This window comes from Flintibacter hominis (assembly GCF_014287965.1).
Taxonomy (GTDB): Bacteria; Bacillota; Clostridia; order Oscillospirales; family Oscillospiraceae; genus Lawsonibacter; species Lawsonibacter aceti.
The window spans coordinates 19007-45755 of sequence record NZ_JACOPO010000005.1 but is presented as its reverse complement, the minus strand read 5'-3'; the positions used below and the strand labels follow the sequence as shown (position 1 = coordinate 45755).

Below are 26749 nucleotides of genomic sequence, written 5' to 3'. Positions count from 1 at the left end.
GGGAAGATAAAACGATTTTAGAAGAATTACATCCATCATACCACACTCTGTCCCCCGCCGCAAGACGGGACAAAAGACATTCTTCGCCTTTACTCCCATCGTGTTCTATGATAAAATAATTTGTTAGAATATTCCGGAAAAGGGGGGGACAGAGATGGCCGTCGGTCCGGATACACCCATTACCCAGTTAGCCGGCGTGGGAGAGGCGCGGGCGAAAAAGCTGACCAAGCTGGGGCTGGCCCAGGCCGCCGACCTGTTGACCTACTATCCCAGGGACTATGAGGATCGGAGGAAGATATATACTCTGCGGGAGGCCCCTGTGGGACAGCGGGTATGTGTGGCCGCCATGGCGGCGGAGCACCCGCGGAAGGCCCGCATCCGCCAGGGGCTGGAGCTGGTCCAGCTGAAGGTGGTGGACCACACTGGAGCCCTTCACCTCACCTTCTTTAACCAGGGATATGTAGAGAAAGCCCTCCGGGCCGGGGAAGAATATATCTTCTTCGGCACTGTCGAGGAGCAGGGCCGCCGCCGCGCCATGGTCAATCCCATCTTCGAGCGGGCGGACAGCCAGTCCTTTACCGGCCGCATCATGCCCATCTACCGGCTGACTGCGGGGATCTCCAATCACCTGATGGCCTCCCTGATACGGCAGGTCCTCCCGTGCGCCGACAGCCTGGCGGATACCCTGCCCCAGCGCATCCGCCAGGAGCAGGGGCTGGCCTCCACCCAATTTGCTGTCCAGAATATCCATTTCCCCGCTGACGAGGAGGCCCTGGAGCTGGCCCGGAAGCGGCTCACCTTTGAGGAACTGTTTTATTTCTCCGTGGGGCTGTCTTTCCTGAAGGGGCGACGGGAGGGGGAGTGTTCCGGCTGCTCCATCCTGCCCCGTCCTTTGGAGGAGTTTCGGGCCCTGCTCCCCTTTGAACTCACCCAGGCCCAGCGCCGGGTGATGGAAGAAATGGCCGCCGACATGGCCGCGGGCCGCCCTATGAACCGGCTGGTCCAGGGGGATGTGGGCTCCGGGAAGACAGTGGTGGCCGCCTATGCGGCCTGGCTGACAGTGAAAAATGGTCACCAGGCCGCCCTGATGGCCCCCACAGAGGTATTGGCCGAGCAGCACGCCAGATCCCTGTCCAGCCTGCTCTCCCCGGCCGGAGTCCAAGTGGCTCTGCTCACCGGCTCCATGGGGGCGGCGGAGAAAAAACGGGTCCGGACAGCACTGGCTTCTGGTGACATCGACTTTGTGGTGGGTACCCACGCCCTGATCTCGGACGGGGTGGAGTTTCGGGACCTGGCGCTGATGGTGGCTGACGAGCAGCACCGGTTCGGCGTCGCTCAGAGAGCTGCGCTGGCAGCCAAAGGGGACAGGCCCCCCCATGTGCTGGTCATGTCCGCCACACCCATTCCCCGTACCCTCGCTCTGATCGTATATGGGGATCTGGACATATCTGTTATTGACCAGTTGCCGCCAGGACGGACTCCGGTGGAGACCTTTGTGGTTCGTGAGGATAAGCGCCAGCGGATGTATGGATTTGTCCGCAAGCAAGTCCAGGAAGGCCGGCAGGTCTATATCATCTGTCCGGCGGTAGAGGAGCGATCTGAAGAGGAGCTGGCCCTCGCCGCCCGTGAGGGAGCCTCGCCGCCCATGGACCTGAAGGCGGTAAAGACCTACGCTGTCCAGCTCCAGGAGCAGGTGTTCCCCAATCTGAAGGTGGACTTCCTTCACGGCAGGATGAAGTCCCGGGAAAAGGAGGCCGTGATGGCCGCCTTCCACCGAGGAGATACCCAGGTGCTGGTATCCACCACCGTAGTCGAGGTGGGGGTGGACGTGCCCAACGCCTCTCTCATCATTGTGGAGAATGCTGACCGCTTCGGCCTCAGTCAGCTCCACCAGCTGCGGGGCCGGGTGGGCCGCGGCAGGCACCAGTCCTACTGCGTCCTCATCACCGCTACCCGTAATCCGGAGTCCATGGCCCGGCTGCGGACGCTGGCCTCCACCACAGATGGGTTTAAGATCGCGGAGGAAGACCTGAAGGCCAGGGGGCCGGGCGACTTCTTCGGCAACCGGCAGCATGGCCTGCCCCAGATGAAGATTGCTGACCTGGCTGGGGATATGAGGCTGCTGAATCTGGCCCAGGAGGCGGCGAAGCAGCTGCTGGAGGAGGACCCGGAGCTGTCTGCTCCGGAGGACCGGCCTGTGCTGGAGCGGGTGCGGCAGCTCTTTGCCGCTACCCCTGATATTTTCAACTAGGAGAGATACTATGCTGACTTTTCGTAACATGACCATACAGGACCGGGACCTGGTCCTGCCCATGGTGGAGACCTTCTATCAATCGGACGCGGTGGATCACCCCGTGGAACGGGAGATCCTGGAGCGGTCCTTCCAGGCCGCTGTGGACCCCAGCGAACCCCTGCTCCGGGGAATCCTGGTGTACCAGGGCCAGGAGCCGGCAGGATATATTTATGTGACCCAGTGCTACTCCGCCGAGGTGGGGGGCAGGTGCGTTTTTATCGAGGAGATATTTTTAGCCGCCCCCTTCCGGGGACAGGGGTTAGGCAGGGAGATTATGGCCTGGCTGGAGCGGGAATACCCCGCTGCCCGGCGTTTCCGCCTGGAGGTGACCCAGATCAACCAGGGGGCTATCCGGTTATATGAGAAGAGCGGATACCAGTATCTGCGGTATGACCAGATGGTACTGGATAAGATCAAATAAAAGAGAAAGGGAGATAGAAATGAGCCACATAGAGCGAGTGAAAGAGGTGCGGGCCATTGTGGAGCCCCACTACAACTGCGGTCAGTCTATCCTGGTTCCCTTCTGTAAGGAGCTGGGCATGACTGAGGAGCAGGCCTATGCCCTGGGGGTCCACCTTGGGAAGGGAATGCGCCACGGCGGCACCTGCGGGGCCCTATCCGGCGCCCTGCTGGTGCTGGGTGCCATGGGATTTAGCGAGGAGGAGGCCGCAGCGTTTATCCAACAATTTCAGAAGCGCCGCGGGGACACCGCCTGCGGTGTGCTGATCAGCGGATTTTCTGATCCAGACAGCCAGGACCGCAAGGACTTCTGCAACGACCTGGTCCTGGAGACCGCTGCCGCTCTGGACCAATTGACTGCCCAGAAATGAACGATCAAACCACAGAGGGACGCCCATACAGGCGTCCCTCTGTGGTTTGATCTGGAAGGATGGATGAAAAAGGAATGTTAGGACGAAAGGACTTTCCCGACATTCGGAAGAGCGGCCACCGAATATCGTTAAATTTTTAACCCTTGTCCTGCAATTAATTTACCACTGGGCCCTGGAAATTGCCATCCCCAAATCCGTTATACTCAACATTACGAAAAGGTTATAATTTCTCCCGTTGCCCGCATCCAAAAACCGGAGTATAATCAGGGGGAGAAATCTTGCGCCAGGAGGTCTGCTTTGAAGGAATTGGAACAGCTTGTTATCCCGCTGCTGGTGTGGTACCGGGAAAACGCCAGGGTCCTGCCCTGGCGAAGTGATCCCACCCCCTACGGGGTCTGGATCTCAGAGATTATGCTCCAGCAGACCAGGGTGGCCGCGGTATTGGACTACTATCGCCGTTTTTTGGAGGCCGCCCCTGCTGTGGCCGACCTGGCCGCCATGCCGGAGGATCAGCTGATGAAGCTGTGGCAGGGACTGGGCTATTATAGCCGGGCCAGAAATTTACAAAAGGCCGCCCGCCAGATCATGGAGACTCATGGCGGGGTATTCCCAAATACTTATGAGGAAATCCGGGCCCTGTCCGGAGTTGGGGATTATACGGCAGGAGCCATCTCATCCATTGCCTTTCACCTGCCTGTACCCGCGGTGGACGGCAACGTACTGCGGGTGGCAGCCCGCGTTTGTGGAGATAGCAGCGACATTACCACGCCCGCCATGAAGAGGAAGGTGACACAGGCGCTGGCCCAAATCATTCCTCTGGAGGCACCGGGAGATTTTAACCAGGCCATGATGGAGCTGGGGGCCACGGTCTGTCTGCCCAACGGCGCGCCACTGTGCGAGCGGTGCCCCGCCGCCCCCTTCTGTCGTGCTTTTCAGGAGGGGAGGACAGGGGAGCTGCCCGTCAAAGCCGCAAAGAAGGCACGGAAGGTGGAGGTACGGACTGTCTATCTCCTGTTCTGCCAGGGCCGGGTGGCCCTTCGCCGCCGAGGGCCAAGAGGACTGTTGGCCGGATTGTGGGAATATCCCAACGAGCTGGCGGACGGCACGGACTGGCCAGCCTCCTGGGGCCTGGATACGGTGCCGTTGGAGCGGCTGGGCGCTGGAAAGCACATCTTTACCCACATCGAGTGGCATATGACCGCCATGGGTGGGGAGCTGGGCAGCGCCGATCTGCCGGAAGGCTGGGTTTGGGCCGACCGGCGGGAACTGCGGGATATCTACGCCATCCCCAATGCGTTTCAAAGCTTTGCCCAGGTCGTGGCTGACCAGTTGGGCCGGTTTTGAATTTGGGCGGAAGCTCAACCCTTGATTTTGAGAAAGAAGGCGTTCTATGCTCTGCACCCAATGCCCCCGGAGCTGCGGGGCGCTCCGTACAGACACACGGGGAGACGGACTGTGTCGGATGCCTGCTCTGCCGGTTTTGGCTCGGGCGGCTCTCCACCACTGGGAGGAGCCCCCGATCTCCGGCACCAGAGGATCGGGGACCATCTTTTTCTCCGGCTGCTCCCTGGGCTGTGTGTTCTGCCAAAATGAGAAAATCAGCCATCAAGATTTCGGAAAGCTGGTGACGATGGCCCGCCTGCGGGACATCTGTCAGGAGTTGGCGGACCAGGGGGCACACAATTTGAACTTTGTCAACCCCACCCACTACGCCCATACGCTGCGGGAGCTGCTGGAAAACTGGCGGCCGCCCATTCCCGTGGTTTGGAACTCCGGAGGGTATGACCAGGTGGATACACTCCGTTCCCTAGAGGGGTTGGTAAACATCTACCTGCCCGATTTGAAATATTTGGACAGCGGAGTGGCCGCCCGGTATTCCGGGGCGCCGGACTATCCCGAAGCAGCTGTCGCTGCCCTCCGGGAAATGGTAAGGCAGACGGGTCCCTGTCAATTTGACGGGGATGGCCTGCTGAAAAGTGGGACGATTATCCGCCACCTCATCCTGCCCGGTCAGGTGGGCGAAGCCAAGGCGGTTATGGACTGGATATCTGCGGAATTTGCGCCGGGGACGGTGCTTTTCTCGTTGATGAGCCAGTATACTCCCTGGGGGGATCTGGAACGCTATCCAGAGATCAGCCGTCGGCTACGGACCAGCGAGATGCGGGCAGCTCTGGAATATATGGAAAATCTAGGTCTGGCGGGCTTTACCCAGGAGCGAACCTCGGCTAAGGAAGAATACACCCCGCCCTTTGACCTGACGGGGATATGATAAGAGAAAGGAGCATCCTATGAAGAAGCTGTGCCGGTTTTGTCTGCTTGCCGTTCTGCTGCTGGGGCTGGTCGTCCCTTCCCTGGCGGCTGGGCCTGACAAGGAGGGACCCATTGTAATCCTCCATACCAACGATGTCCATGCCAGCCTGGACCACTACCCCGCGGTGGCCGGCTATAAGAAGCGGCTTGAGGCGGAGTACGGCGCCGACCGGGTGTTTCTGGTGGATGCTGGCGATGCCATTCAGGGCGGCCCCATCGCCACACTGACCCAGGGGGCTAGTGTAGTGGACATGATGAACTTCGTGGGCTATGATCTGGCCATCCCAGGCAACCATGAGTTTGACTATGGCATGGACGTGTTTCTGGACCTGGCGCAAAATCAGGCGGAGTACCTCTACCTGTCGGAAAATTGGAAGGGAAGAGATGCGTACGCCGGATGGACCACTGTGCTGCCCGGAGCTTATATGGCCAGATGTGGGGATACAAGCATCGCCTTCGTTGGAGTCACCACACCGGAGACCCTGACCAAATCCGATCCCACCCACTTTCAGGACGGAGAGGGAAACTATGTCTACACATTTTCAGAAGGGGACGGCGGCCGGGCGCTCTATGAGGATATCCAGCAGACCGTGGATTCCCTGCGGACCGCCGGCGGAGCGGACTATGTGATCCTGCTGGCCCACCTGGGCATAGAGGGTATTACTGAGGAGTGGACCTCCGCCGCCCTGATCGCCAGCACCACTGGTATCGACGCGGTCATCGACGGGCACTCCCACGAGGTATACCAGCAGCATGCGGCCAACAGGGACGGCCAGCTTATCCCTCTGACTCAGACCGGAACAAAGCTGGCCAGCCTGGGCTGTCTGATCCTGGACCCGGATACTGGGGAGATCTCCACCCAGCTTCTGCCCTTGGAGGGGGAGGGCGTCCCGGCAGACCAGGAGACACAGATCTATCTGGACCAGTTGAGCAGCCAGTTCCAGGTCCAGCTGAATCGGGTGGTCGGCACTGCGGCCGCGGATCTGATGGCCACCGAGGCTGACCAGTGGAACTGGGCTGTCCGTGTCCGGGAAACCAATCTGGGGGACCTGGTGGCCGACGCCTACCGGACGATGATGGGCGCCGATATAGGCTTTGCTAACGGGGGCGGCATCCGGGCCAATGTCGCGGCTGGCGATATCACCTATGGGTCGCTGATCTCCGTCCAGCCCTATGGGAACGAGCTGTGCCTGGTCGAGACCACCGGGCAGGACATTCTGGATGCCCTGGAGCTGGGGGCCAGCCGCTATCCGGAAAGTAGCGGCGGCTTCCTTCAGGTGTCCGGCCTGACCTATACCCTGGATCCCTCCACTCCCTCCTCGGTGGTTCTGTCAGACAAGGGCATGTTTCAGCGGGTGGAGGGATCCTACCGGGTATCCGACGTAAAGGTGGGCGGCCAGCCCCTGGTGCTGGACCAGGTATATACTGTGGCCTCTCACAACTATATGATCAAGTCTGGAGGAGACGGCTTTTCCATGTTCCAGGACGACCGACTGCTGAAGGACTGTACCATGCTGGACAACCAGGCCCTTATCGGCTATGTGGCAGAGGAGCTGGACGGGCTGGTAGGCGCGGCCTATCAGGACCCCGCCGGACAGGACCGCATTACCATCTTGTCCGATGTGTCAGAACCAGAGCCAGTGACAGGAACACAGCCCCAGGACCGGACTTATACGGTCCAGAAAGGGGACTGCCTGTGGAGCATCGCCGCGCGGCAGTTGGGGGACGGCCGCCGCTGGCAGGAGATCTATGACCGGAATCGGGACATCCTCTCCAATCCCCACCGTATCTATGTGGGTCAGCAGCTCAGGCTGCCATAGCCGCCATGAAGCGCCGGTATTTGATTGGCGGTCCCACGGCCGCGGACAAGGCCTCCGGCCTGACACTGGGGGAAGCGGCACAGTGGCTTCAGAGATTCGATTCAAATATTAAGAAAGAGGGAGGCGCTGCCCAACGGCAGCGCCTCCCTCTCTTTTATTTATGATAGTTGGAACCCTCATTGATTTTAAAGGCCCGGTAGAGCTGCTCCAGCACCATAACCCGTGCCAAATGGTGGGGAAAGGTCATGGGGGACATGGACAGGCGCACCCAAGCCTCCGCCTTCAGGCTCTCCGCCAGCCCAAAGGACCCTCCGATGACAAAGGCCAGATGCTTGGCGCTGTTGTGCTCCCAGGTTTGGACCAGGGAGGCCAGTTCCTCGCTGGACCGAAGCCTGCCCTCCACACACAGGCAGACGAGGCTGGTGTTGGGGGGGAGCTTGGAGCGGATGGCCTGTCCCTCCTTCTCCAAGGCGGCATCGATCTGCCCCTGGGATGGGGACTGTGGCAGTCGCTCCTCCGGCAGCTCCAATAAAGTCAGCTTGCAGTATGGGGACAGCCGCTTTAAGTACTCAGCGCAGGCATCCTGGTAGAACCTCTCCTTCAGCCTGCCTACACAGACTAGATATATACTCAGCACAGGACAGCCTCCTCCCGGTTCATCTGGCACACCGGCCCCATTTCGCTCCGGGGGGCCACCCACAGGGCGATGTCCCGCTCCGGGTCACAGCCCATGGCGGACAGGCGGCGGCAGACCGTCTGCCGGGCTCGGGAGGGAGTGTTATTCTCGGCGGACAAGTGGGCCAGCGCCACCTGCCGGGTGCCAGACTCCACGGCCAGAGCGGCCAGTTCCGCCCCCGCCTCGTTGGACAGATGGCCCCGGTCCCCCAGGATGCGGGCCTTCAAGTGATAAGGATACGGGCCTGAGCGGACCCAGTCCTCGTCGTGATTGGCCTCGCACACTAACAGATCGCAGCCCCGGACGGCCTGTTTCACCTGGTCGGTGACATAGCCAAGGTCGGTGCAGAGTACCACCCGATGGCCGCCGCCGGTGATAGAGTATCCTACGCTGCCCGCCGCGTCATGGGGCGTGGGGAAGGACTCTATCCACAGATCCCCTAGCTGGATGCCGGTTCCAGGCTCCTGCTGTCGGATCAGGTCGTCCATGAATGGGACACGGTAGCAAAGCTGCCGTCCGGTGGGGCCGGAGGTGACAACGGGGAGCCGGAACCGCTTGGTCAGCACCTGGAGCCCGCTGATGTGGTCGTGGTGCTCATGGGTGATCAGGACGGCGGCCAGAGCTTCGGGCGCTATGCCCAATGACTTTAGCCCGGCGGTGATGCGCTTGGCCGATATCCCGGCGTCCAGCAGTACATGGGTATTTCCACAGGATACCAGGGCGGCGTTGCCGCTGGAGCCGCTGGCCAGTGTTGTAAATGTAAGCAAATCAGATCCCTCTCAAAAAATCAGGAATTAGAAATGAGGAATCAGGAATGGGACCATAGACCGGTTCCTGATTTCTAACTCCTAATTCCTGATGCGGTGCTGCTTATCCTACCTGTGGCTGGCTCTCCTCGTCAGGCACGGTGACGGTCTGGATCTGGGCGCCCACAGCGGCCAGCTTCTCCACAAGAGTTTCATAGCCCCGCTCGATATGATGGATGCTGTCGATCTCCGTGACCCCCTGTGCGGCCAGCCCGGCAATGACCATGGCGGCCCCCGCCCGCAGGTCGCAGGCATGGACCGGCGCCCCAGTCAGTGCCTCCACCCCTTCAATAACGGCTACTTTTCCATCCACCTGGATCTGGGCGCCCATGCGGCGGAACTCATCCACATAGCGGTAGCGGTTTTCCCATACTCCTTCTGTCAAAACGCTGGTCCCCCGTGCCAGGCACAGGACTGCGGCGATTTGAGGCTGCATGTCAGTGGGAAAGCCAGGATAGGGCATGGTCTTCACATTGACCCGGCTGATGGGGCCATTCCGGCGGATGAGCAGCGCGTCGTCCTGCTCCTCCACCTCTACCCCCATCTCCACCAGCTTGGCGGTGATGCAGTCCAGGTGCTTGGGGATGACGTTTTTGATCAAAACCTCGCCCCCAGCGGCAGCTACTGCGGCCATATAGGTGCCCGCCTCAATTTGGTCGGGAATGATGGAATAGGAGCCACCCCGCAGCCGCTCCACACCCCGGATCTTGATGACATCAGTACCGGCGCCCATGATGTCGGCGCCCATGGAGTTGAGAAAGTTGGCCAGGTCTACAATATGGGGCTCCTTTGCGGCGTTCTCAATCACAGTCATGCCGGCGGAAAGGACTGCGGCCAGCATAATATTCATAGTCGCACCCACGGACACCATATCCAGGTACACCTGTCCCCCAGCCAGACGGCCGCCGCCGGGCACCTGGGCGTAGATCAGGCCGTTGCGCACGTCCACCTCGGCCCCCATGGAGACAAAGCCTTTGATGTGCTGATCAATGGGACGGCCGCCCAGATCGCAGCCGCCGGGCAGAGGTACCTCCGCCCAGCCAAAGCGGCCCAGGAGAGCCCCGACCAGATAATAGCTGGCCCGGATCTTCCGCGCCAGCTCATAGGGGACCTGACGGTTGCGGATGTGGGAGCAGTCCACATCCACAGTCGTGCGGTTGACAGTCTTTATATCCGCCCCCAGCTCCCGCAGGATCTGGAGGATCAGGGTCACATCGCTGATCTGAGGGATATTCTCAATGCGGCACACCCCATCTACCAGCAGAGCGGCGGGGATGATAGCCACAGCGGCATTTTTGGCGCCGCTGATCTCGATAGTACCGTGCAGGGGCCTTCCGCCACGGATCTGATACTTGGTCAAATATTGCACCCTCTTTTGCTCCAAATGGTGGAATTTATGGATTATACGGCCAAAACGGCCATATGTAAGTCAAAAAAAGCCCTGTATCTTCACCAGGGCGCTATAAAACAAATATATTATAGCACTATTATATCCGAGTAGCAACAGATTTTACATAGCCGGCCTCGAATTGTAAAAAAATACAGAGCGGTCTCATAAAATGGCCTTTGGGCTGTCTGATGGCGCAAAAAAAACGGTCTGTTTTTGACGAACTTGGGTCCTTACTCCCCCTTTCGCTTGGTAAACTGCTGTCGGGCCCGAGGCAGCAGGTCAGACAGTTCGGACTGCTCCTGCCGCTCCAACAAATCACCGATGAGCTGGTTAGACAGCAGAAAGCCCTGGGGCGTCAACCGCCAGCGGCCCTCCGCCGTCCGCTCCGCCCAGCCCTTATCACAAAACTGCTCCAACCGGGCCTCCAGGGGGGCGAAATCCATAAAATAGGTTCCCCGGTACTCCCACTCCTCGATGCCCTGGGCGGTACGCAGGCGGAGCATCAGATACTCCCCGCTCCGCTCCCGGCGGGGAATCAGTTCCTCGCTGTCGATGAGGCTGCCCCCGCGGAGCACACCATCAATATATCCGTCCAGGTCCCGGACAAAGGAGTAGCGCCGTCCGCCGAAGTCGGAGTGGGCCCCGGGCCCAAATCCGATATAGGGCCGGGTGAGCCAGTAGCGCAGGTTGTGCCGGGACTCCATACCGGGCTTGGCAAAATTGGAGATCTCATATTGGGGCAGACCGGCCCGCTCCAAGCGGCCCACGGTCCACAGGTACAGGTCCGCCTGGGCGTCGTCGTCGGGCAGCTGCTCCCCCGCCGCCACCCGGGCGGCCAGCCGCGTGCCCTCCTCCACCTTCAGCCCATAGCAGGACAGGTGCTGGGGAATGAGGGACAGGGCGTGTTCCACTGTGGCCTTCCAGCTGTCCATGGTCTGGCCCGGCAATCCGTAGATCAGGTCCAAGGACAGGTTTTTAAATTTAGCTTTCCTAGCCGCAGCCACCGCCTGGTCTACCTGCTGGACGGTATGGGGGCGGTGGACCGATTCCAGCTCCGCTGGGCAGGCGGACTGCATCCCTAAGGAAAGTCGGTTGAAGCCTGCCTTGCGGAGGCGGCGCAGGGCCCGGACATCCACGCTGTCCGGATTGGCCTCCAGAGTGATCTCCGCGTCCTGGGTAAGCTGGAACTGCTTTTGAATGGCTCCCAGCAGTTCCCGCAGCCGCTTATCCCCAAAGAAGCTGGGGGTACCGCCGCCGAAATAGACCGTGTCCACCGGGATCCCCTGGGCCAGGGGAGCTGTCTCTTTGATGTGGGCCAGCAGCGCCTTCTGATAGCTGTCCATCCGGTCCTCTCGACCGGCCACAGAGTAGAAGTCGCAGTAGTCACATCTGCTACGGCAAAAAGGGATGTGGATGTAAATGCCAAGACTGTCCCCTGTGGGGGCCTTGGGTTGGGTTTCTTTCTTTTTTCCAAACACGGGGCGTCCCTCCCTCTTTCTCATCAGTATTATATCGAATGTGAGCGAAAATGCAAATGGGGGAGAAAAATTTTGATCCGCAGAAGCGTGTGGACAAGCGGCAGAGGCAATAAAATCCAAAATTTACCATTCCAGGCTCCTTTCGCCCGCCTTCGACACATCTTGCCGTCTCTATGCGCTATGGTAATAAGTGAACAGCCAGAAAAAAATACCGCAGTTTCTCTCTGTATAGAAAAGTTTCTCTCTCCATATCCTGACCTTACCGACAAATGAAGGATCAGGAGGAACCTTTTATGAAACGCTTGTCCACGATTTTTCTGGCTGTCCTGCTGCTCGCCGGCCTGTTTCCCGCGGCTGCTGTGGGGGAGGATGCGGGACTATCCCTGTCCTGCCCCTCGGCCATCCTGATGGAGAAGGAGACCGGGACCATCCTCTATGAGCAAGATGCCCACCAGAAGCTGGAGCCCGCCAGTGTCACCAAGATCATGACCCTTCTGCTGGTGATGGAGGCGGTAGACAGCGGCAGGATTGCCCTGGACGACACCGTCACCGTTTCCGCCTATGCCGCTGGAATGGGCGGTTCCCAAGTCTATCTAAAGGAAGGGGAGCAGATGTCGGTGGCCGAGATGATCAAATGTGTCACCGTGGTGTCCGGCAACGACTGTGCTGTGGCTCTGGCCGAGCATCTGGCCGGCAGTGAGGGGGCCTTTGTTTCCCTGATGAACCAGCGGGCCCAGGAGCTGGGGATGGCGGACACTACCTTCCTCAACTGCACCGGGCTGCCCGCCCAGGGACATCAGACCTCCGCCCATGATATCGCTCTCATGTCTCGGGAGCTCATTCTGAACCATCCCTCCATCCGGGAGTACACCACCATCTGGATGGACTCCATCCGAAACGGCGCCTTCGGCCTGACCAACACCAACCGCCTCATCCGCTTTTACCAGGGAGCCACCGGCCTGAAGACCGGCTCCACCGACTCAGCGTTGTACTGTATGTCCGCTACCGCGGAGCGGGATGGCATGGAGCTCATCGCCGTGGTCATGAAGGCCCCCACCACCGCCCAGCGCTTTGACGACGCCAAGGCCCTGCTGGACTATGGCTTTGCCAACTATGCCCTGGTGGATGTGTACCCGGACGCCCCCCTGGCTCCGGTAGATGTGCTCCTGGGTACAGTGAAGCAGGTCCAGCCGCAGCTCAATCGTGACTGCCGCCTGCTGGTCCGCAAGGGGGAGGAGAGCCAGGTGACCACCCAGCTGACCGTGGCTCAGGACGTGGAAGCCCCTGTGGACCAGGGTCAGACTCTGGGGCAGATGGAGGTCTATGTGGGCGGGGAGCTGCGGGACACCATTCCCATCGTCTCCGCGCAACAGGTGGACAGGCTTACTGTCCCTGGCATCTTTGGCCAGCTGCTACGGCAGTTGCTCATGGCGCGCTGAACCAGGCCGGGCTTATTTGCCCGACCCTACATAGCGGCGAGAATATTGAAAGAAAATGGGAGGCTTTACCTCTATTTTACTTGACGTGGCACCACCGCCGTTGTATAATTTATATAAATATACTATCAAACTATCCGTTTAATATTGTTACTTTGGCCGATAGGCGGCGGAAGCACTTATTTTTGAGGTGAAAAAATGTTGAAATATCAGGGAAGTTTGTCTTCTTTTGACTTGTTTTTGGAATTGGAGGCATTTTCAGAGGGACGTTCCACCCATGCGTGGCGGTGTTTCGGCGCCCACCCAGCGGAGGACGAGGCCGGCAAAGAGGGCTATCTGTTCCGGGTGTGGGCCCCCAACGCCCCTAAGGTCACCATCATCGGCGACTTCAACGGCTGGGACCTGGAAGCCACCCCCATGACTAAGCTGGAGGGCGGCATCTGGGAGGCGTTTGTCCCAGGGCTGCGCCGCTATGACGCCTATCAGTATGCCATACATAAAGAGGACGGCTCCTTCGTGGGCAAAGCCGATCCCTATGGCTTCCACGCCGCTACCCGGCCCGATGTGTCTACCAAGATCTATGATCTGTGGGAGAACGCCTACCAGTGGGGCGACCAGTCCTGGCTGGAGTATCGGTCCAAATATGTCCCCTATACCGGCCCGATGAATATTTATGAATGTCACCTGGGCTCCTGGCGGCGCACCGGCGAGGGGGAGTTCCTCAGCTATCGGGATATCGCTTCCTATCTGGTACCCTATGTAAAGGAGATGGGGTTCACCCATGTGGAGCTCCTGCCGGTCACCGAGCACCCCCTGGATGCCTCCTGGGGCTATCAATGCACCGGATACTTTGCCGCTACCAGCCGCTTCGGCACCCCTGACGATCTCAAGTATCTCATTGACCAACTCCACCAGGCGGGTATCGGGGTCATCATGGACTGGGTCCCGGCCCACTTCCCACGGGATGCCTTTGGGCTATATCACTTTGACGGCACCCCCACCTATGAGTATGCCGACCCCAGGAAGGGGGAGCACCCGGACTGGGGCACCCAGGTCTTTGACTATGGGCGAAACGAGGTCCGCTCCTTCCTGTTCTCCTCGGCCATGTTCTGGCTGGAGGAGTACCACATGGACGGCCTGCGGGTAGACGCGGTGTCCTCCATGCTCTATCTGGACTACGGCCGACAGGACGGGGCCTGGATGCCCAACATCCACGGCGGCAAGGAGAACCTGGAGGCCATCGAGTTTTTCCAGCAGCTGAACACCGCCGTCTTTGCCGCCCATCCCGATGTGCTGATGATCGCCGAGGAATCCACCGCCTGGCCCAAGGTGACCAAGCCTGTCCATGACGGGGGTCTGGGGTTCAACTTCAAGTGGAACATGGGCTGGATGAACGACATCTGCCATTACATCAAGCTGGACCCCTATTTCCGGCAGTACAATCACCGGGATATCACCTTCTCCCTGATGTACGCCTTTTCTGAGAATTACATCCTCCCCCTGTCCCACGACGAGGTGGTCCATATGAAGGGCTCCTTCTTTGGCAAGATGCCGGGGGACAACCCCATGAAATTCGCCGGAGTCCGGGCCTTCTATACCTATATGCTGACCCATCCGGGGAAAAAGCTTACCTTCATGGGGGCAGAGCTGGCTCAGTGGAACGAGTGGCACTACGAGTACTCCCTGGACTGGCACCTGCTCCAGTACGAGCCCCACCGCCAGACCCAGGCATTTTTCAAAACGGCCAACAACTTTTACCTCTCCCAGCCCCCCCTGTGGGAGCAGGACGACTCCTGGCAGGGCTTCCAGTGGCTATGTGCCGATGATAATCAAGCCGACACCATTTCCTTCCTCCGGTGGGACAAAAAGGGCAACCCTTTGATTGTGGTGTGCAACTTCTCCCCGGAGCACCGGGACGGCTATCGGGTAGGCGCCCCCTTCGGCGGGCGGTGGGCCGTGGTCCTCAACACCGACGACCAGCAGTTCGGCGGCCAGGGACTGGGGGACAAGGAACCGCTTAAAACTGAGAAGGTCCCCTGCCATGACCAGCAGCAGTCCCTGGTTATCGACCTGCCTCCCATGTCGGCGGTCATTTACCGCTGTGTGCGGAAAAATCCGGCACGCAGGTCCAAGGCAGACAAAGAGGAGGGGGCAAAGGCTGAGAAGGCGGCCCCTGTCAAAGGCAAAAAAGCGCCAGCCAAAGAAAAAAAGGCTCCCACCAGGGGGAAAAAGACCCCTGCCGGGAAAAGCCCTAAGCACTGATTGGAAATTCCAGAGCTCCGCACCCTGATTTCACGTTTTCCTTCCCCCGCGCTCGAAACAGACAAGAGGTGAACAGCATGAAGAAAGAAGTTGTGGCCATGTTGCTGGCCGGCGGCCAGGGCAGCCGCCTCTACGCTCTGACCAGCCATGTAGCCAAACCTGCCGTCCCCTTTGGGGGCAAGTACCGCATCATTGATTTTCCCCTGTCCAACTGTGTCAACTCCGGCATTGATACCGTCGGTGTCCTGACCCAGTACCGTCCCCTGGAGCTGAACAGCTACATCGGCAACGGGCAGCCCTGGGACCTGGACCGGTCTGACGGCGGCGTACACATCCTCCCCCCCTATATGAGGGAGGGCGACCAGGGCACCTGGTACAAGGGTACGGCAAACGCCATTTACCAGAACATTGGCTTTCTGGACCTGTATGACCCGGAGTATGTGGTCATCCTGTCCGGTGACCACATCTATAAAATGAACTACGCCGACATGGTGGACCTGCATAAGAAGTCCGGGGCGGCCTGCACCATTTCCGTCCTGGAGGTCACGATGGAGGAGGCCACCCGCTTCGGCATCATGAATGTGGACGAAAACGACCGGATCTACGAGTTTGAGGAGAAGCCGGCCCAACCCAAGAGCAATCTGGCCTCCATGGGCATTTATGTGTTCACCTGGTCCAAGCTCCGGCAGTACCTCATTGACGACGAAGCTGACCCGGCCTCTACCAACGACTTCGGGAAGAACATCATCCCCAACATGCTCGCCGCCAACGAGGTGATGATGGCCTACCGCTTCCACGGCTACTGGAAGGATGTTGGCACCATCAATTCTCTGTGGGACGCTAACATGGATATGCTGGCCCCCCGGAACAGCATCGACCTGTATGACCCAGACTGGCCCATTTACGCCAGAACTCCCGTGAAACCTCCCCATGTCACAGGCCCCAACGCCCACATCTCCCACTCTCTGGTGACCGGCGGCAGCCGGGTGGACGGGACGGTGGAGAACTCTGTACTGTTTCACTCTGTCACTGTAGAGGAAGGAGCCAGCGTTCAGTACTCCATCCTCATGCCAGGGGCGGTGGTCCGAGCCGGAGCCCAGGTGTCTTACGCCATTGTGGCAGAGGCTGCCGTCATTGAGGCGGGCGCCGTAGTGGGCTCCGCTCCCAACGATGATCCCAAATGGGGCATCGCCGTGGTGGCCAGCGGCGTCACCGTGGGGGAACAGGCTGTGGTGTCCCCCGGCGCCATGGTTCGGGAAGCGGTGAAGGGAGGTGATCGGGCATGAATGATCTCCACGGCATTCTCTTCGCCTATCGCTCTAACGCCAATCTGGGAGAGCTGACCAGGCCCCGCAACACCTGCTCCCTGCCCTTTGGCGGGCGGTACCGCCTGATCGATTTCATGTTGTCCAGCTATGTCAACGCGGGTATCACCGACGTGGGGCTGGTGGTCCATGAGAGCTATCAGTCTTTGCTGGATCACCTGGGAACCGGGAAGGACTGGGACCTGTCCCGCAAACACGGCGGCCTGCGCATCCTGCCCCCCTTCGGATATCAGGGCAAGGGAGGCGGCGAGTATCGGGGCAACATGGAGGCTCTGGCCGGCGTAGCCGGATATCTTCAGAATATCCGCCAGGACTATGTTATCATGGGCTGGGGCGATATCGCTGTTAACCTGCCCGTGGCCCAGGTACTGGAGCAGCACATCGCCTCCGGGGCCGACGTGACTATGGTGTGTACCCCCACCCTGAAAGGGGCTCCTCAGTTTTCGGAGTATGTGGAGGTCAGCGGGGAGGGCCGGATCACGGATCTGTCCATCCATCCCACTACTGCGGACCAGGCCCTGGAGTCCCTGGAGGTGTACATCCTGTCCAAGCAGCTGCTGCTGGATATGGTAGAGTACTGTTCCGCGCACGATATCCACAGCTTCAGCCGAGGTGTCCTGCGCCCCCGGCTCAAGAGCTTGAAGATGATGCCTTACATCCACCAGGGCTATGTGGCCCGCTTCCAGTCTGTAAGCGACTACTTCCAGCACTCCATGGATCTTCTGGATCCCAAGGTCCGCGCTGACTTGTTCAACATCAGCCGCCCCATCCGCACCAAGGATCAGTCCAACCCCTCCACCTACTACGGGCCCGACGCGGTGGCGGTCCAGTCCCTGGTAGCCGACGGCTGCTATATTGAGGGCGTGGTGGAAAACTCCATCCTCTCCCGCGGCGTCATTGTAGAAAAGGGCGCCAAGGTGTCCAACAGCGTATTGATGCAGGGTACGGTGGTCAAAGCCGGAGCTTCTCTGGCCTATGTCATCGCGGACAAAAACGTGGTGATCAATGAGGACCGGATGCTCATGGGCCACGCTACATATCCCCTGGCCATCGCCAAAAATTCGGTGGTATGACCGTCTCTTTCATCCACTCCAGTTTGAATCTTTTGAAAAGAGGAATCGTCTATGAAGATCCTATTTGCCTCCTCCGAGGTTGCTCCCTTTATTAAGACCGGCGGACTGGCCGATGTGGCCGGTTCCCTGCCCCAGGCTCTGGCCCGGGAGGGCCACGAGGTCAAGGTCATCCTTCCTCTGTACGAGGGCATCGGCCAGGAGTGGCGGGAACAGATGACCTTTCTCAAATACTTCAATGTCACCCTGTCCTGGCGGCAGGTCTACTGTGGCATCTTCCAGCTGGAGCGGGAGGGGGTCGCCTACTGGTTTGTAGACAACGAATACTACTTCAAGCGTTGGCAGCTCTATGGACATTTCGACGACTGCGAGCGGTTCGCCTTCTTCTCCAGGGCTATCATCGAAACTCCGGGACAGCTGGACTGGGCCCCAGATATCATCCACTGCAACGACTGGCAGACCGCCCTCGTCCCCGTCTATCTGCTGGAGGAGAAATACCGCATCCCTCAGCTGGGAGGGACCAAGAGCGTCTTTACCATTCACAACATCGAGTACCAAGGCCGCTACGGCGACCAGGTCCTTCAGGATGTCATCGGTCTGGACAAGAGCTATCTCAACGAGGGGATGCTGGCCTACCATCGGGACGTGAACCTGATGAAGGGCGCTATTATGGCCTCCAACTTCGTCACTACGGTATCTCCCACCTATGCCCAGGAGCTGCGCACTCCCTTCTACGCCCATGGGCTGGACGGGGTCATCAATCAGCAGAGCGGCAAGCTGGAGGGCATTCTAAACGGCATCGATGTGGACCTCTACGATCCAGCCACCAACCCTGGCCTTGCCGCCAACTTTACCCCCCGCGCCTTGGTCAAGGGCAAGAACCAGTGTAAGCAGGCCCTGCAGCAGGCCGTTGGCCTTCAGGAGAATCCTGATGTGCCCATCATCGCCTGCGTGTCCCGTCTGGTTGGCCACAAGGGCTTCTCCCTGGTGACAGACTCCCTTCAGGAGATCATGGGCCTGGACGTGCAGATGGTGGTGCTTGGCACCGGCGACTGGCAGTATGAGGAGGCGTTCCGCCACGCTCAGAGTCAGTACCCCGGCCGCTTCGCCGCCCAACTGACCTATTCCGCCCCTCTGTCCACCATGATCTATGCCGGAGCCGACCTGTTCCTGATGCCCTCGGTCTCCGAACCCTGCGGCCTGTCTCAGATGATCGCCATGCGCTTCGGCACCATCCCTGTGGTTCGGGAGACTGGCGGCCTGAAGGACACCGTTGTCCCCTACAATAAGTTTGATGGGACCGGCCGTGGCTTCACTTTTGCCAACATCAACGCGGGGGACATGGTCTGGGTGCTGCGGGAGGCCGTAGACCTCTACCACAGCAACAAAAAGGCTTGGCGGGCTCTGCAAAGAGAGGGAATGACTGCCGACTTCTCCTGGGACAACTCGGCCAGGCAGTATCTGGACATCTATCAGCGCATCCTCGGCTGACAGCTCTGTCTGACACAATCAGAGGGCCCCGGACGATGTGTATAGCGTCCGGGGCCCATCGATTTTTACAAGGCATCTTTTCTTATGAAAAATGTTGAGAAATCCCCGGAAACGCCCATATCTTGGGCGTTTCTGCCCATTGACGCTCCTGCCCAAACCTGATACAATGGCTGGGCAAAGACCGCTTTTTGCAATTTTTCCTGCGTGCGGAAGCACCGATTTTGATATTACAGGAGGCTCTCTATGGCAGAATATACCAAGGCCCAGCTCACCGAGATGATTATCGGTAAGCTCCAGCGCAACTTCGGCCGCACTGTGGAAGAGGCCACCCCCAACCATATGTTCAAGGCCTGTGCCCTAGTCCTCCGGGACATCATGTCCCGCCATCAAATCGAAACGGGCAACCAGGTGTGGGAGGGGCAGCGGCGTCAGGTCCACTACCTGTCCCTGGAGTTCCTCATGGGCCGCTCTCTGGAGAAGAACGCCTATAACTTGGGGCTGCTGAATACACTCAAGGAGACGCTGGAGGGGCTGGGCTTCTCCGCCGCCGATCTATTTGAGCAGGAGCCCGACGCCGGCCTGGGCAACGGCGGCCTGGGCCGCCTGGCCGCCTGCTATTTGGACTCCATGACCACCCTGGAGATTCCCGCCACCGGCTACTCCATCTGCTACGAGCTGGGCATCTTCAAGCAGAAGATCATCGACGGCAAGCAGGTAGAGCTGGCGGACAACTGGCTAGGTCTGGGGGACGCCTGGCTCATCCCCAAGCTGGATGAGACGGAGGAGGTCCGCTTCGGCGGAAAGATTGAGGACCGATGGGATGAAAACGGCGTCAACCACCCTGAGCATGTGGGCTATACCGCCGTGCTGGCCATTCCCCGGGACATGGAGATCGCTGGCTACCAGACCCGGCATACCAACACCCTGCGCCTGTGGGACGCCAAAAGTCCGGTCCCGGTGGATATGTCCCTCTACTCCCGGGGCGAGTATCTCAAGGCTGTGGAGCAGCAGGCCATGGCGGAGGTCATCGCTAAGGTCCTCTACCCCGACGACAACCACTACGAGGGGAAATCCCTGCGCCTGAAGCAGCAGTATTTCTTTGTATCCGCCACGGTCCAGTCCATTGTCCGCAAGCACCGGGCCCAGTATGGTACCCTCCACAATTTCCATGAAAAGCATGTTATCCAGATCAACGACACCCATCCCACCCTGGTCATCCCGGAGCTAATGCGCATCCTGTTGGACCAGGAGGGCTATTCCTGGGACGAGGCATGGCATATTGTCACCCATACCGTGTGCTACACCAACCATACCGTCTTGGCCGAAGCTCTGGAGCGGTGGCCCCAGGCCTTGATTGAGAGTCTGCTCCCCCGTGTGTGGCAGATCCTGAAGGAGATCGCCCACCGCTACCAGGGGGAGCTGGAGCGGCGCTACGGCAGCGACCAGGGCAAGATCGCCCACATGGCCATCATCTGGGGGGGCGAGGTGCGCATGGCCAACCTGTGCGTCTGTGCCTGCCAGTATATCAACGGCGTTTCCGCCCTCCACTCCGATATCCTGAAACGGGAGGTATTCCATGACGCTTATCTGGCCGCCCCGGGTAAGTTCAAGAATGTGACCAACGGCATTGACCACCGCCGCTGGCTGTCTCAAATTAACCCCAAGTTGGATGCCCTGATCCGGGACTGCTCCGGAGGAGACGAGTACCTCATCCACCCGGAGGCCATCCGGAAGCTGGAGAACTGCAAGGACGACAAGTCCGTGCTGAAGCAGCTGGAGGCCATCAAAGGGGAGAACAAACGCCGCTTTGCCGCCTATGTGGCACGGGAATCCGGCGTTATCCTGAACACCGACGCCATCTTCGATGTCCAGGTCAAGCGCCTCCACGAGTATAAGCGCCAACTGCTCAATGTCCTCCACATCGTCTACCTGTATCAGCAGTTGCGGGATAATCCCAACATGGATTTTACCCCCCAGACCTTCCTCTTTGGCGCTAAGGCTGCCCCCGGCTACCATGTGGCCAAAGAGATCATCCAGCTCATCAACTCCCTGGCAGCCCAAATCAGCAGGGACCCGGTCTGCAAGGATAAGCTTCAGGTGGTTTTCCTGGAGAACTACCGGGTGTCCCTGGCGGAGAAGCTGATGCCCGCCAGTGAGCTGTCCGAGCAGATCTCCACCGCCGGTAAGGAGGCCAGCGGCACCGGCAACATGAAATTCATGATGAACGGCGCGCTGACCATCGGTACTCTGGATGGCGCCAATGTGGAGATGCACCAGCAGTTGGGGGACGAAAATATTTTCCTCTTCGGCCTGACCGCCGAGCAGGTGAACCAGCGCAAGCGGGAGGGCTACCGCTCCCTGGACCTCTACCAGCGGGACCATGGGCTGAAGCGGGTCATTGACCAGATCGCCGCCGGCTTTGACGACCATGTGTCGTATAGCAGCATCACCGACCGCCTCCTCTTTGGCGTTGGGGGCTCTATGGCGGATGAATATATGCTGCTGGCCGATTTCTCTAGCTACTGCCAGGCTCACAAGCGGGCGCTGGAGGCCTATGCCGACCGCCAGCGATGGAATCAGATGTCCCTCATCAACATCGCCCGTTCCGGCCTCTTTGCTGCCGACAGGTCAATCAGCGACTACGCCAGAGAGATCTGGCATGTTCCTGTCCGAAAATAATGGGAAAAGCGGGCCCGGAGGGCCCGCTTTTCCATCCTTCCCCCTTGCAAAAACAGGGGAAAGGCACTACAATAGGGAAGAAGGAGGTGGGCCATGTATCTTACAGACTACCACACGCACTCCTGCTGTTCACCGGACAGCACCGCCCGGCTGGAGGACATGGTCCGGGCGGCACGCAGGGCCGGCCTCCGGGAGCTGTGTACCACCGACCACTGTGACCTGCAGGACGAAAACGGAGCTCCTCTGGGCGGCTGGGACTGGACGCCCATCTTGGACCAATACTGGCGGGCCCGTGACAAAGGCGGCAGCGAGGTGAAGGTGTTGCTGGGCCTCGAGCTGGGCGGGGCCTATACGGACCCCGGCCGGGCTGAGGCTCTTGTGGCCGCCGCACCCCTGGATTTTGTCATCGGCTCCATCCACAATCTGAGCCCAGAGGCGGGAGGTCGAGATTTTTTCTATTTGGACTACCGTTCCGAGGAGGCGTGCTACACCACGCTGGATGACTATTTCGCCAGTATGCTGGCTCTGACCCGGCTGGACTGCTACGACGCCCTGGGCCATATTATCTATCCCCTCCGCTATATGAACGGCAGAGCAGGCTGGCACATCACCTTGGACCGGTATGGGGACCAGCTGGACCAGCTGCTCCGTGCCGTCATCCAAAACGGGAAGGCAATCGAGGTCAACACCCACGGCGGCCGGGAGGTGGAGGATTGGCGCCCCATCCTTAGACATTACCATCAGTTGGGGGGCGAGTTGGTCACTACCGGCTCTGACGCCCACTCCCCCGGAAATGTGGGACGCGGCATCTCCCAGGCTGTGGCCCTCCTTCGTGAAACAGGATTCCATCGCTTTGCCGTCTATCGGAAGCGGCGGCCTGAATGGATCAAACTATAAGAATTGGAGGATATTTATTATGATCGCAATCGCATCTGACCATGGCGGCTATAATTTGAAGGAGCATATCAAGGCCTATCTGGTAGCCAAGGGCATCTCCTGCCAGGACTTCGGTACAGACAGTACCGCCAGCTGTGACTACCCTGTATTTGGCAAGGCCGCTGCCGAAGCTGTGGCTTCCGGCGCCTGTGAGAAGGGGATTGTCATCTGCACCACCGGCATCGGCATCTCCATCACCGCCAACAAGGTGAAGGGAATTCGCTGCGCCCTGTGCGCCGATCCCCTGTCCGCCGAGTTGACCCGCCGCCACAACAACGCCAATATGCTGGCGATGGGCGCGGGGATGATTGGGCCCAACCTGGCCGAGCGCATCGTAGACGTGTTTTTGACCACGGACTTTGAGGGAGGGCGCCACGCCCGCCGCGTGTCCCAAATCATGGATATGGAGAAATAAAGGGCAAGGACCTGGGGGCGTGGCCTCCAGGTCCCTTTTATGGGAAGAGACCCGATGGCAGACTCTCTTTGAACAGAATTGTATTATAATTTCCAAAAAATGTATGAAACCGTCCCACTTCGGGGCGGTTTTTGTGTTAGATAGAAGGGGTCACGCTGCGGCTCCGGCCCGACTAACCGGTCATGCAGGGCGTGACAACCCAAAGCGGGAGAAAAAGGTGTACCCCGCAAAAGCCACATCCCTGATCTTAATCATTAAAGGAGGAACCATCATGTCAACCAACAAGACGCAGCATTACCAGCTCAACCAATGGGAGGCGGAGGATAAGGTGCTCCGTATGGAGTTCAATGAGGACAACCAAAAAATCGATACAGCTCTTTTTGGGAAAGCCAGCCGGGAAGCCATGGACCAGCTGACACAGAAGGCCGCTGTTCTCGCAGCGGATATGGCCGGAAAAGGAAACTGTCAGGTAGTGGCGGGGAGCTATGTAGGGACCGGAGGCGCCGGAGCCAGTGCCCCAAACCGCCTGACCTTCCAGCGAAGACCGATGCTTCTTTACGTCTATGGCAGCTGGCGGTTGCTCTGCGGCCGCGGGGAAACCTCTGCGGCGGCCCAATCTACGGTCAACAATGACCGGACAAACACGGTAACATGGGAGGAGCGGGCCATATCCTGGTATAATGATGAGGGCAAGGCATCGCCCCAGCTAAACGACGCGGGCAAGACCTATCACTATCTAGCCCTTCTGGAAATGGAATGAAAGAAGGACCCCGGAGCTCTGGCTCCGGGGTCCTTTGGGGTTGCGGAAAAGAAATTACTTGGTCAGATAGACGATAACGAACTCGTTGTCATCCTCGTCCAGCTGGATTAGAGTGACGTTGTCAAAACCGTCCTTGGTTACGCGGTTCTCGATGGAGCCGGCGCCAATGGACTTGACGGTGGTGCCGTCGATGGTGTAGACCTTCACGTCATCAGCCAGCAGGTAACCCTCGCCGTCCAGAGTCAGGGTGCCGTCCTCGTAGTCGACATTGGTCACATCGCTCTCGGTCTTCACCAGATCGCTGTCAACGCTGTCCTTGAATTCGGCATAGAGGTCGTCCTCGTAGCCCTTGATCTGGTACAGTCCCTTGTCCAGGTCATCCTCACGGGTCATCAGGGTGGTCTTCTCGCCGTCCATGAAGACGTCGTACTCATAGTACTCCTCGTCATCGTCGTCCAGACCCACAGCGTAGTTGTCGGACAGGACATAGACCAGCTCGTCAGCGCTGGTGCTGGCGGAGCCCTCATTCTTAGCGTACACAACGACCAAGCGGGCACCATCATAGATGTAGTAGACAGGACCAGCCTCAACCTCGGGGGCGTTCTTCACACCGGTGTAAACCTTATCCTTAGCGATGAACAGAGTGGAGGAGTTACCAGTCAGGGAAACGCCGGAGATGGGCTTGGCGACGTTGTCCACAGTGGCGCTTGTGGTAGAAGCCTGATTCTTGACAACCTCTAGCTCATACTCGCCGTTCTTCTTCTCCTTAAAGGTGTAGAAGGCGTTACCAAAGTTGGCAGTGTTCCAACTTGTGGTGTCACCGTCGATCTCGGAGCCATTTACCTCGCTGACAGTAATGCTCTTGGAGGTGCCGTCCATAAACATGACTTTAGCGATAGCATCAAAGCCAGAGGTGCTGGCTGCCTTCACGAAGACATAGTCATCGATCTTGATCTCGTCGTTGGCAGCCTTGGCGCCAATCACAAAGCCGTTCTCGTCCAGGAAGAAGTCATACTCGTCGCCCGCGTTGATCTCGACATTGTTGTAGCCGGAGGCCAGGGTGTACTTGGTGCCGTCCAGAGTGAAGCTGCCGTTGTAGCCATTCTCCATATCGTCAGTGATCTTGACGGTCTTGACGGTGCCGCTGACGGTCTCTACGTCAGACACGGCCAGCACATCGTTATCGTCGTTCACGTCGGCGGCCTCAATGAAGATGACGAAGTAGTCGTCCACGTCATAACGCTTGGACAGGCGGTCGAACCAGTCGTCGTCATCCTTGCTGTTGTCCTCAACCGTGAAAGAAACGGCCTCGTCGTCATTATTCAGCCAGGGGTTGTAGACGTCCATGGTGACATCCTCGTCGTCCATGTCGGTCACCTGAGCCAGGTAGCCCTGGAGCAGGACAATCCGGTCGATCTTCTTGTCGTCATCTTCAGCAGCGTACAGCTCAATGACGGTGCCCTTGTACTTGCGGGCGGCCAAGTCTGCGACGCTGTCCAGCCCGGTCTCAACAGAGCCGTTGACATAGATGGTGGCACCGTCGAAGTCGTAGCCGTCCTTCTCCAAGTCCTTTACCTCGTCCTTGTCAAAGTCCTTGACATAGGTCATGACGGGCTCCTCACCAGCGTACTTGCCGATCTCGTCGCCCTCGTAGGACCAGATAACGGCAGGACGGCCGAAGTCGTCGCTGTCGTCGGCTATCTTCTTCAGCTCGCCAGCGAACAGGTCCTCGCCCAGCTCGGCGGAGTACTTCTTGCTCTCGTCCTGCTCGGCGCTGATGCTCTTATAGCGGCTGCCGGACTTGTACAGGTCGCTGTACTCAGCGGAGCCCAGGTACACGGTGGTGCCGTCGGGGGTGACCACCTTGCCGGGCTCACGGCCCACGATGACCTGAGTGGCCTCCAGGGTGTTCAGAGCCAGCTGGGCCACGTCGTTCCGGGTCATGGCCTCGATAGCGGCAACATCCACGTCGTTGTACAGGTCGATCTGGTTAGCCTGACGGATGGTGGACAGCTGCCAGTCGTCGCCGAAATCGGACTGATACTGGAAGTAGCCCAGGGCCTTCATCATCATCAGAGCGGCCTGGGCGGCGGTGACGGAGTCGCTGCCGCCAAAGGTCTTGGCGTCATAGCCGGAGATAATGCCGTGGGTCCAGCAAGCGGCCACATAGGGTTCAGCCCAGGCGGGCACATCGGTAAAGGGGGCGGTGCCAGCGTAGTTGGACACCTTGTAGTCCAGCATGTTGGACATGATGACGGCCATCTCGTTGCGGGTGACGTTGGCGTCGGGGTTGAACTTGCCGTTCTCGTCGCCGGTCATAACACCGACGGCCTGGAGAACTTCGATGGCTTCCTGATTGTTCTTGGAAGACACATCGACGTAGCTCGCGCCGGTGCCAACTACCATCAGGCCCATGACCATGACGGAAGCCAGAGCCAGGCTAAGAGCCCGTTTCAGGTTTCTCATTCGGGATTCCTCCTTAAATTTTTTCGGGGATTTTTCTGACAAAATCCCCATTTTTTCGAGGCTTTGAGGACTTTTTATGGCATCAGCCCTGTATAACGCCCCTTGCACAGCAAAAAAGGTGAGGAAAACCCGCTAACAGTAAATAAAAAAGGGCGCTTTTCCAAAGAAAAAGTGCCCTCGGTAGACATCTGGTAGACGCCCAGAAAATGGAAAAGCGGGAAAGCCACGTTTCCCAGCGCTTTCCCGCTTTTTTTGGTAGACATTTGGTAGACATGGTCAAGCAATAAAAAACGGAGAAATTTCCGG

The 26749-nt window shown here is 59.0% G+C and carries 20 protein-coding genes; 15 read left to right on the top strand and 5 right to left on the bottom strand.

The window, feature by feature from the left end:
- Positions 1–154 precede the first annotated feature (154 nt).
- The 6 genes from recG to H8S11_RS08655 all read left to right on the top strand — a co-directional run bounded on the left by recG (position 155) and on the right by H8S11_RS08655 (position 7253).
- On the top strand, positions 155–2251 hold the full coding sequence (recG, locus tag H8S11_RS08680) for an ATP-dependent DNA helicase RecG (RefSeq protein WP_186852864.1): 2097 nt from the start codon (positions 155–157) through the stop codon (positions 2249–2251).
- Between the two features lie 10 nt (positions 2252–2261).
- Positions 2262–2714 (top strand): GNAT family N-acetyltransferase, encoded by a 453-nt coding sequence (locus H8S11_RS08675; protein ID WP_186852863.1) that lies wholly within the window; start codon positions 2262–2264, stop codon positions 2712–2714.
- 19 nt (positions 2715–2733) lie between these two features.
- Positions 2734–3123 (top strand): C-GCAxxG-C-C family protein, encoded by a 390-nt coding sequence (locus tag H8S11_RS08670; RefSeq protein ID WP_186852862.1) that lies wholly within the window; start codon positions 2734–2736, stop codon positions 3121–3123.
- A 297-nt stretch (positions 3124–3420) separates the two neighbouring features.
- Positions 3421–4467 carry an A/G-specific adenine glycosylase gene (mutY, locus tag H8S11_RS08665; RefSeq protein ID WP_186852861.1) on the top strand — a complete coding sequence of 349 codons (1047 nt, stop codon included), beginning with the start codon at positions 3421–3423 and terminating at the stop codon, positions 4465–4467.
- A gap of 46 nt (positions 4468–4513) precedes the next feature.
- Positions 4514–5392 carry a radical SAM protein gene (locus tag H8S11_RS08660; protein ID WP_186852860.1) on the top strand — a complete coding sequence of 293 codons (879 nt, stop codon included), beginning with the start codon at positions 4514–4516 and terminating at the stop codon, positions 5390–5392.
- A gap of 19 nt (positions 5393–5411) precedes the next feature.
- A complete protein-coding gene (locus H8S11_RS08655) occupies positions 5412–7253 on the top strand; it encodes a 5'-nucleotidase C-terminal domain-containing protein (protein ID WP_186852859.1) in 1842 nt (613 codons plus the stop codon).
- Positions 7254–7407: 154 nt separating this feature from the next.
- Here the strand turns inward: H8S11_RS08655 and rlmH are convergent, their stop codons facing one another.
- The 4 genes from rlmH to hemW form a co-directional block, all read right to left on the bottom strand.
- Positions 7408–7890, bottom strand: a complete 483-nt coding sequence (gene rlmH, locus H8S11_RS08650; protein ID WP_147572362.1) for a 23S rRNA (pseudouridine(1915)-N(3))-methyltransferase RlmH — start codon at positions 7888–7890, stop codon at positions 7408–7410.
- Positions 7884–8696, bottom strand: coding sequence for an MBL fold metallo-hydrolase (locus H8S11_RS08645; protein ID WP_147572363.1), 813 nt, complete (start codon positions 8694–8696; stop codon positions 7884–7886). The genes rlmH and H8S11_RS08645 overlap by 7 nt, the downstream gene beginning before the upstream one ends.
- Positions 8697–8799: 103 nt before the next feature.
- Positions 8800–10095, bottom strand: a complete 1296-nt coding sequence (gene murA, locus H8S11_RS08640; protein ID WP_186852858.1) for a UDP-N-acetylglucosamine 1-carboxyvinyltransferase — start codon at positions 10093–10095, stop codon at positions 8800–8802.
- 260 nt (positions 10096–10355) lie between these two features.
- Positions 10356–11603 (bottom strand): radical SAM family heme chaperone HemW, encoded by a 1248-nt coding sequence (gene hemW / locus H8S11_RS08635; protein WP_262669983.1) that lies wholly within the window; start codon positions 11601–11603, stop codon positions 10356–10358.
- 293 nt (positions 11604–11896) lie between these two features.
- On the opposite strand from hemW, the gene H8S11_RS08630 reads away from it, so the two are divergent.
- The 9 genes from H8S11_RS08630 (at position 11897) to H8S11_RS08590 (ending at position 23977) form a co-directional block, all read left to right on the top strand.
- A complete protein-coding gene (locus H8S11_RS08630) occupies positions 11897–13042 on the top strand; it encodes a D-alanyl-D-alanine carboxypeptidase family protein (protein WP_186852857.1) in 1146 nt (381 codons plus the stop codon).
- A gap of 195 nt (positions 13043–13237) precedes the next feature.
- Positions 13238–15301, top strand: a complete 2064-nt coding sequence (gene glgB, locus H8S11_RS08625) for a 1,4-alpha-glucan branching protein GlgB (protein ID WP_186852856.1) — start codon at positions 13238–13240, stop codon at positions 15299–15301.
- A 77-nt stretch (positions 15302–15378) separates the two neighbouring features.
- Entirely contained in the window at positions 15379–16587 is a 1209-nt protein-coding gene (locus tag H8S11_RS08620; protein WP_147572368.1) for a glucose-1-phosphate adenylyltransferase, read from the top strand.
- Positions 16584–17699, top strand: coding sequence for a glucose-1-phosphate adenylyltransferase subunit GlgD (gene glgD / locus H8S11_RS08615; protein WP_147572369.1), 1116 nt, complete (start codon positions 16584–16586; stop codon positions 17697–17699). Before H8S11_RS08620 ends, glgD begins: the two co-directional genes overlap by 4 nt.
- A 51-nt stretch (positions 17700–17750) precedes the next feature.
- Positions 17751–19187: a glycogen synthase GlgA gene (gene glgA, locus H8S11_RS08610; protein ID WP_147572370.1), complete on the top strand. Its 1437-nt coding sequence runs from the start codon at positions 17751–17753 to the stop codon at positions 19185–19187.
- Between the two features lie 243 nt (positions 19188–19430).
- Positions 19431–21866: a glycogen/starch/alpha-glucan phosphorylase gene (locus H8S11_RS08605; RefSeq protein ID WP_147572371.1), complete on the top strand. Its 2436-nt coding sequence runs from the start codon at positions 19431–19433 to the stop codon at positions 21864–21866.
- Between the two features lie 93 nt (positions 21867–21959).
- Entirely contained in the window at positions 21960–22763 is an 804-nt protein-coding gene (locus H8S11_RS08600) for a histidinol-phosphatase HisJ family protein (protein ID WP_186852855.1), read from the top strand.
- Between the two features lie 19 nt (positions 22764–22782).
- Entirely contained in the window at positions 22783–23217 is a 435-nt protein-coding gene (gene rpiB, locus H8S11_RS08595) for a ribose 5-phosphate isomerase B (RefSeq protein ID WP_147572373.1), read from the top strand.
- A gap of 271 nt (positions 23218–23488) precedes the next feature.
- Complete coding sequence (locus tag H8S11_RS08590) at positions 23489–23977, top strand: hypothetical protein (protein WP_186852854.1); 489 nt, start codon at positions 23489–23491, stop codon at positions 23975–23977.
- 54 nt (positions 23978–24031) lie between these two features.
- On the opposite strand, the gene H8S11_RS08585 is transcribed toward H8S11_RS08590, so the two are convergent.
- Positions 24032–26443 carry an S-layer homology domain-containing protein gene (locus H8S11_RS08585; protein ID WP_186852853.1) on the bottom strand — a complete coding sequence of 804 codons (2412 nt, stop codon included), beginning with the start codon at positions 26441–26443 and terminating at the stop codon, positions 24032–24034.
- Positions 26444–26749: the final 306 nt, after the last annotated feature.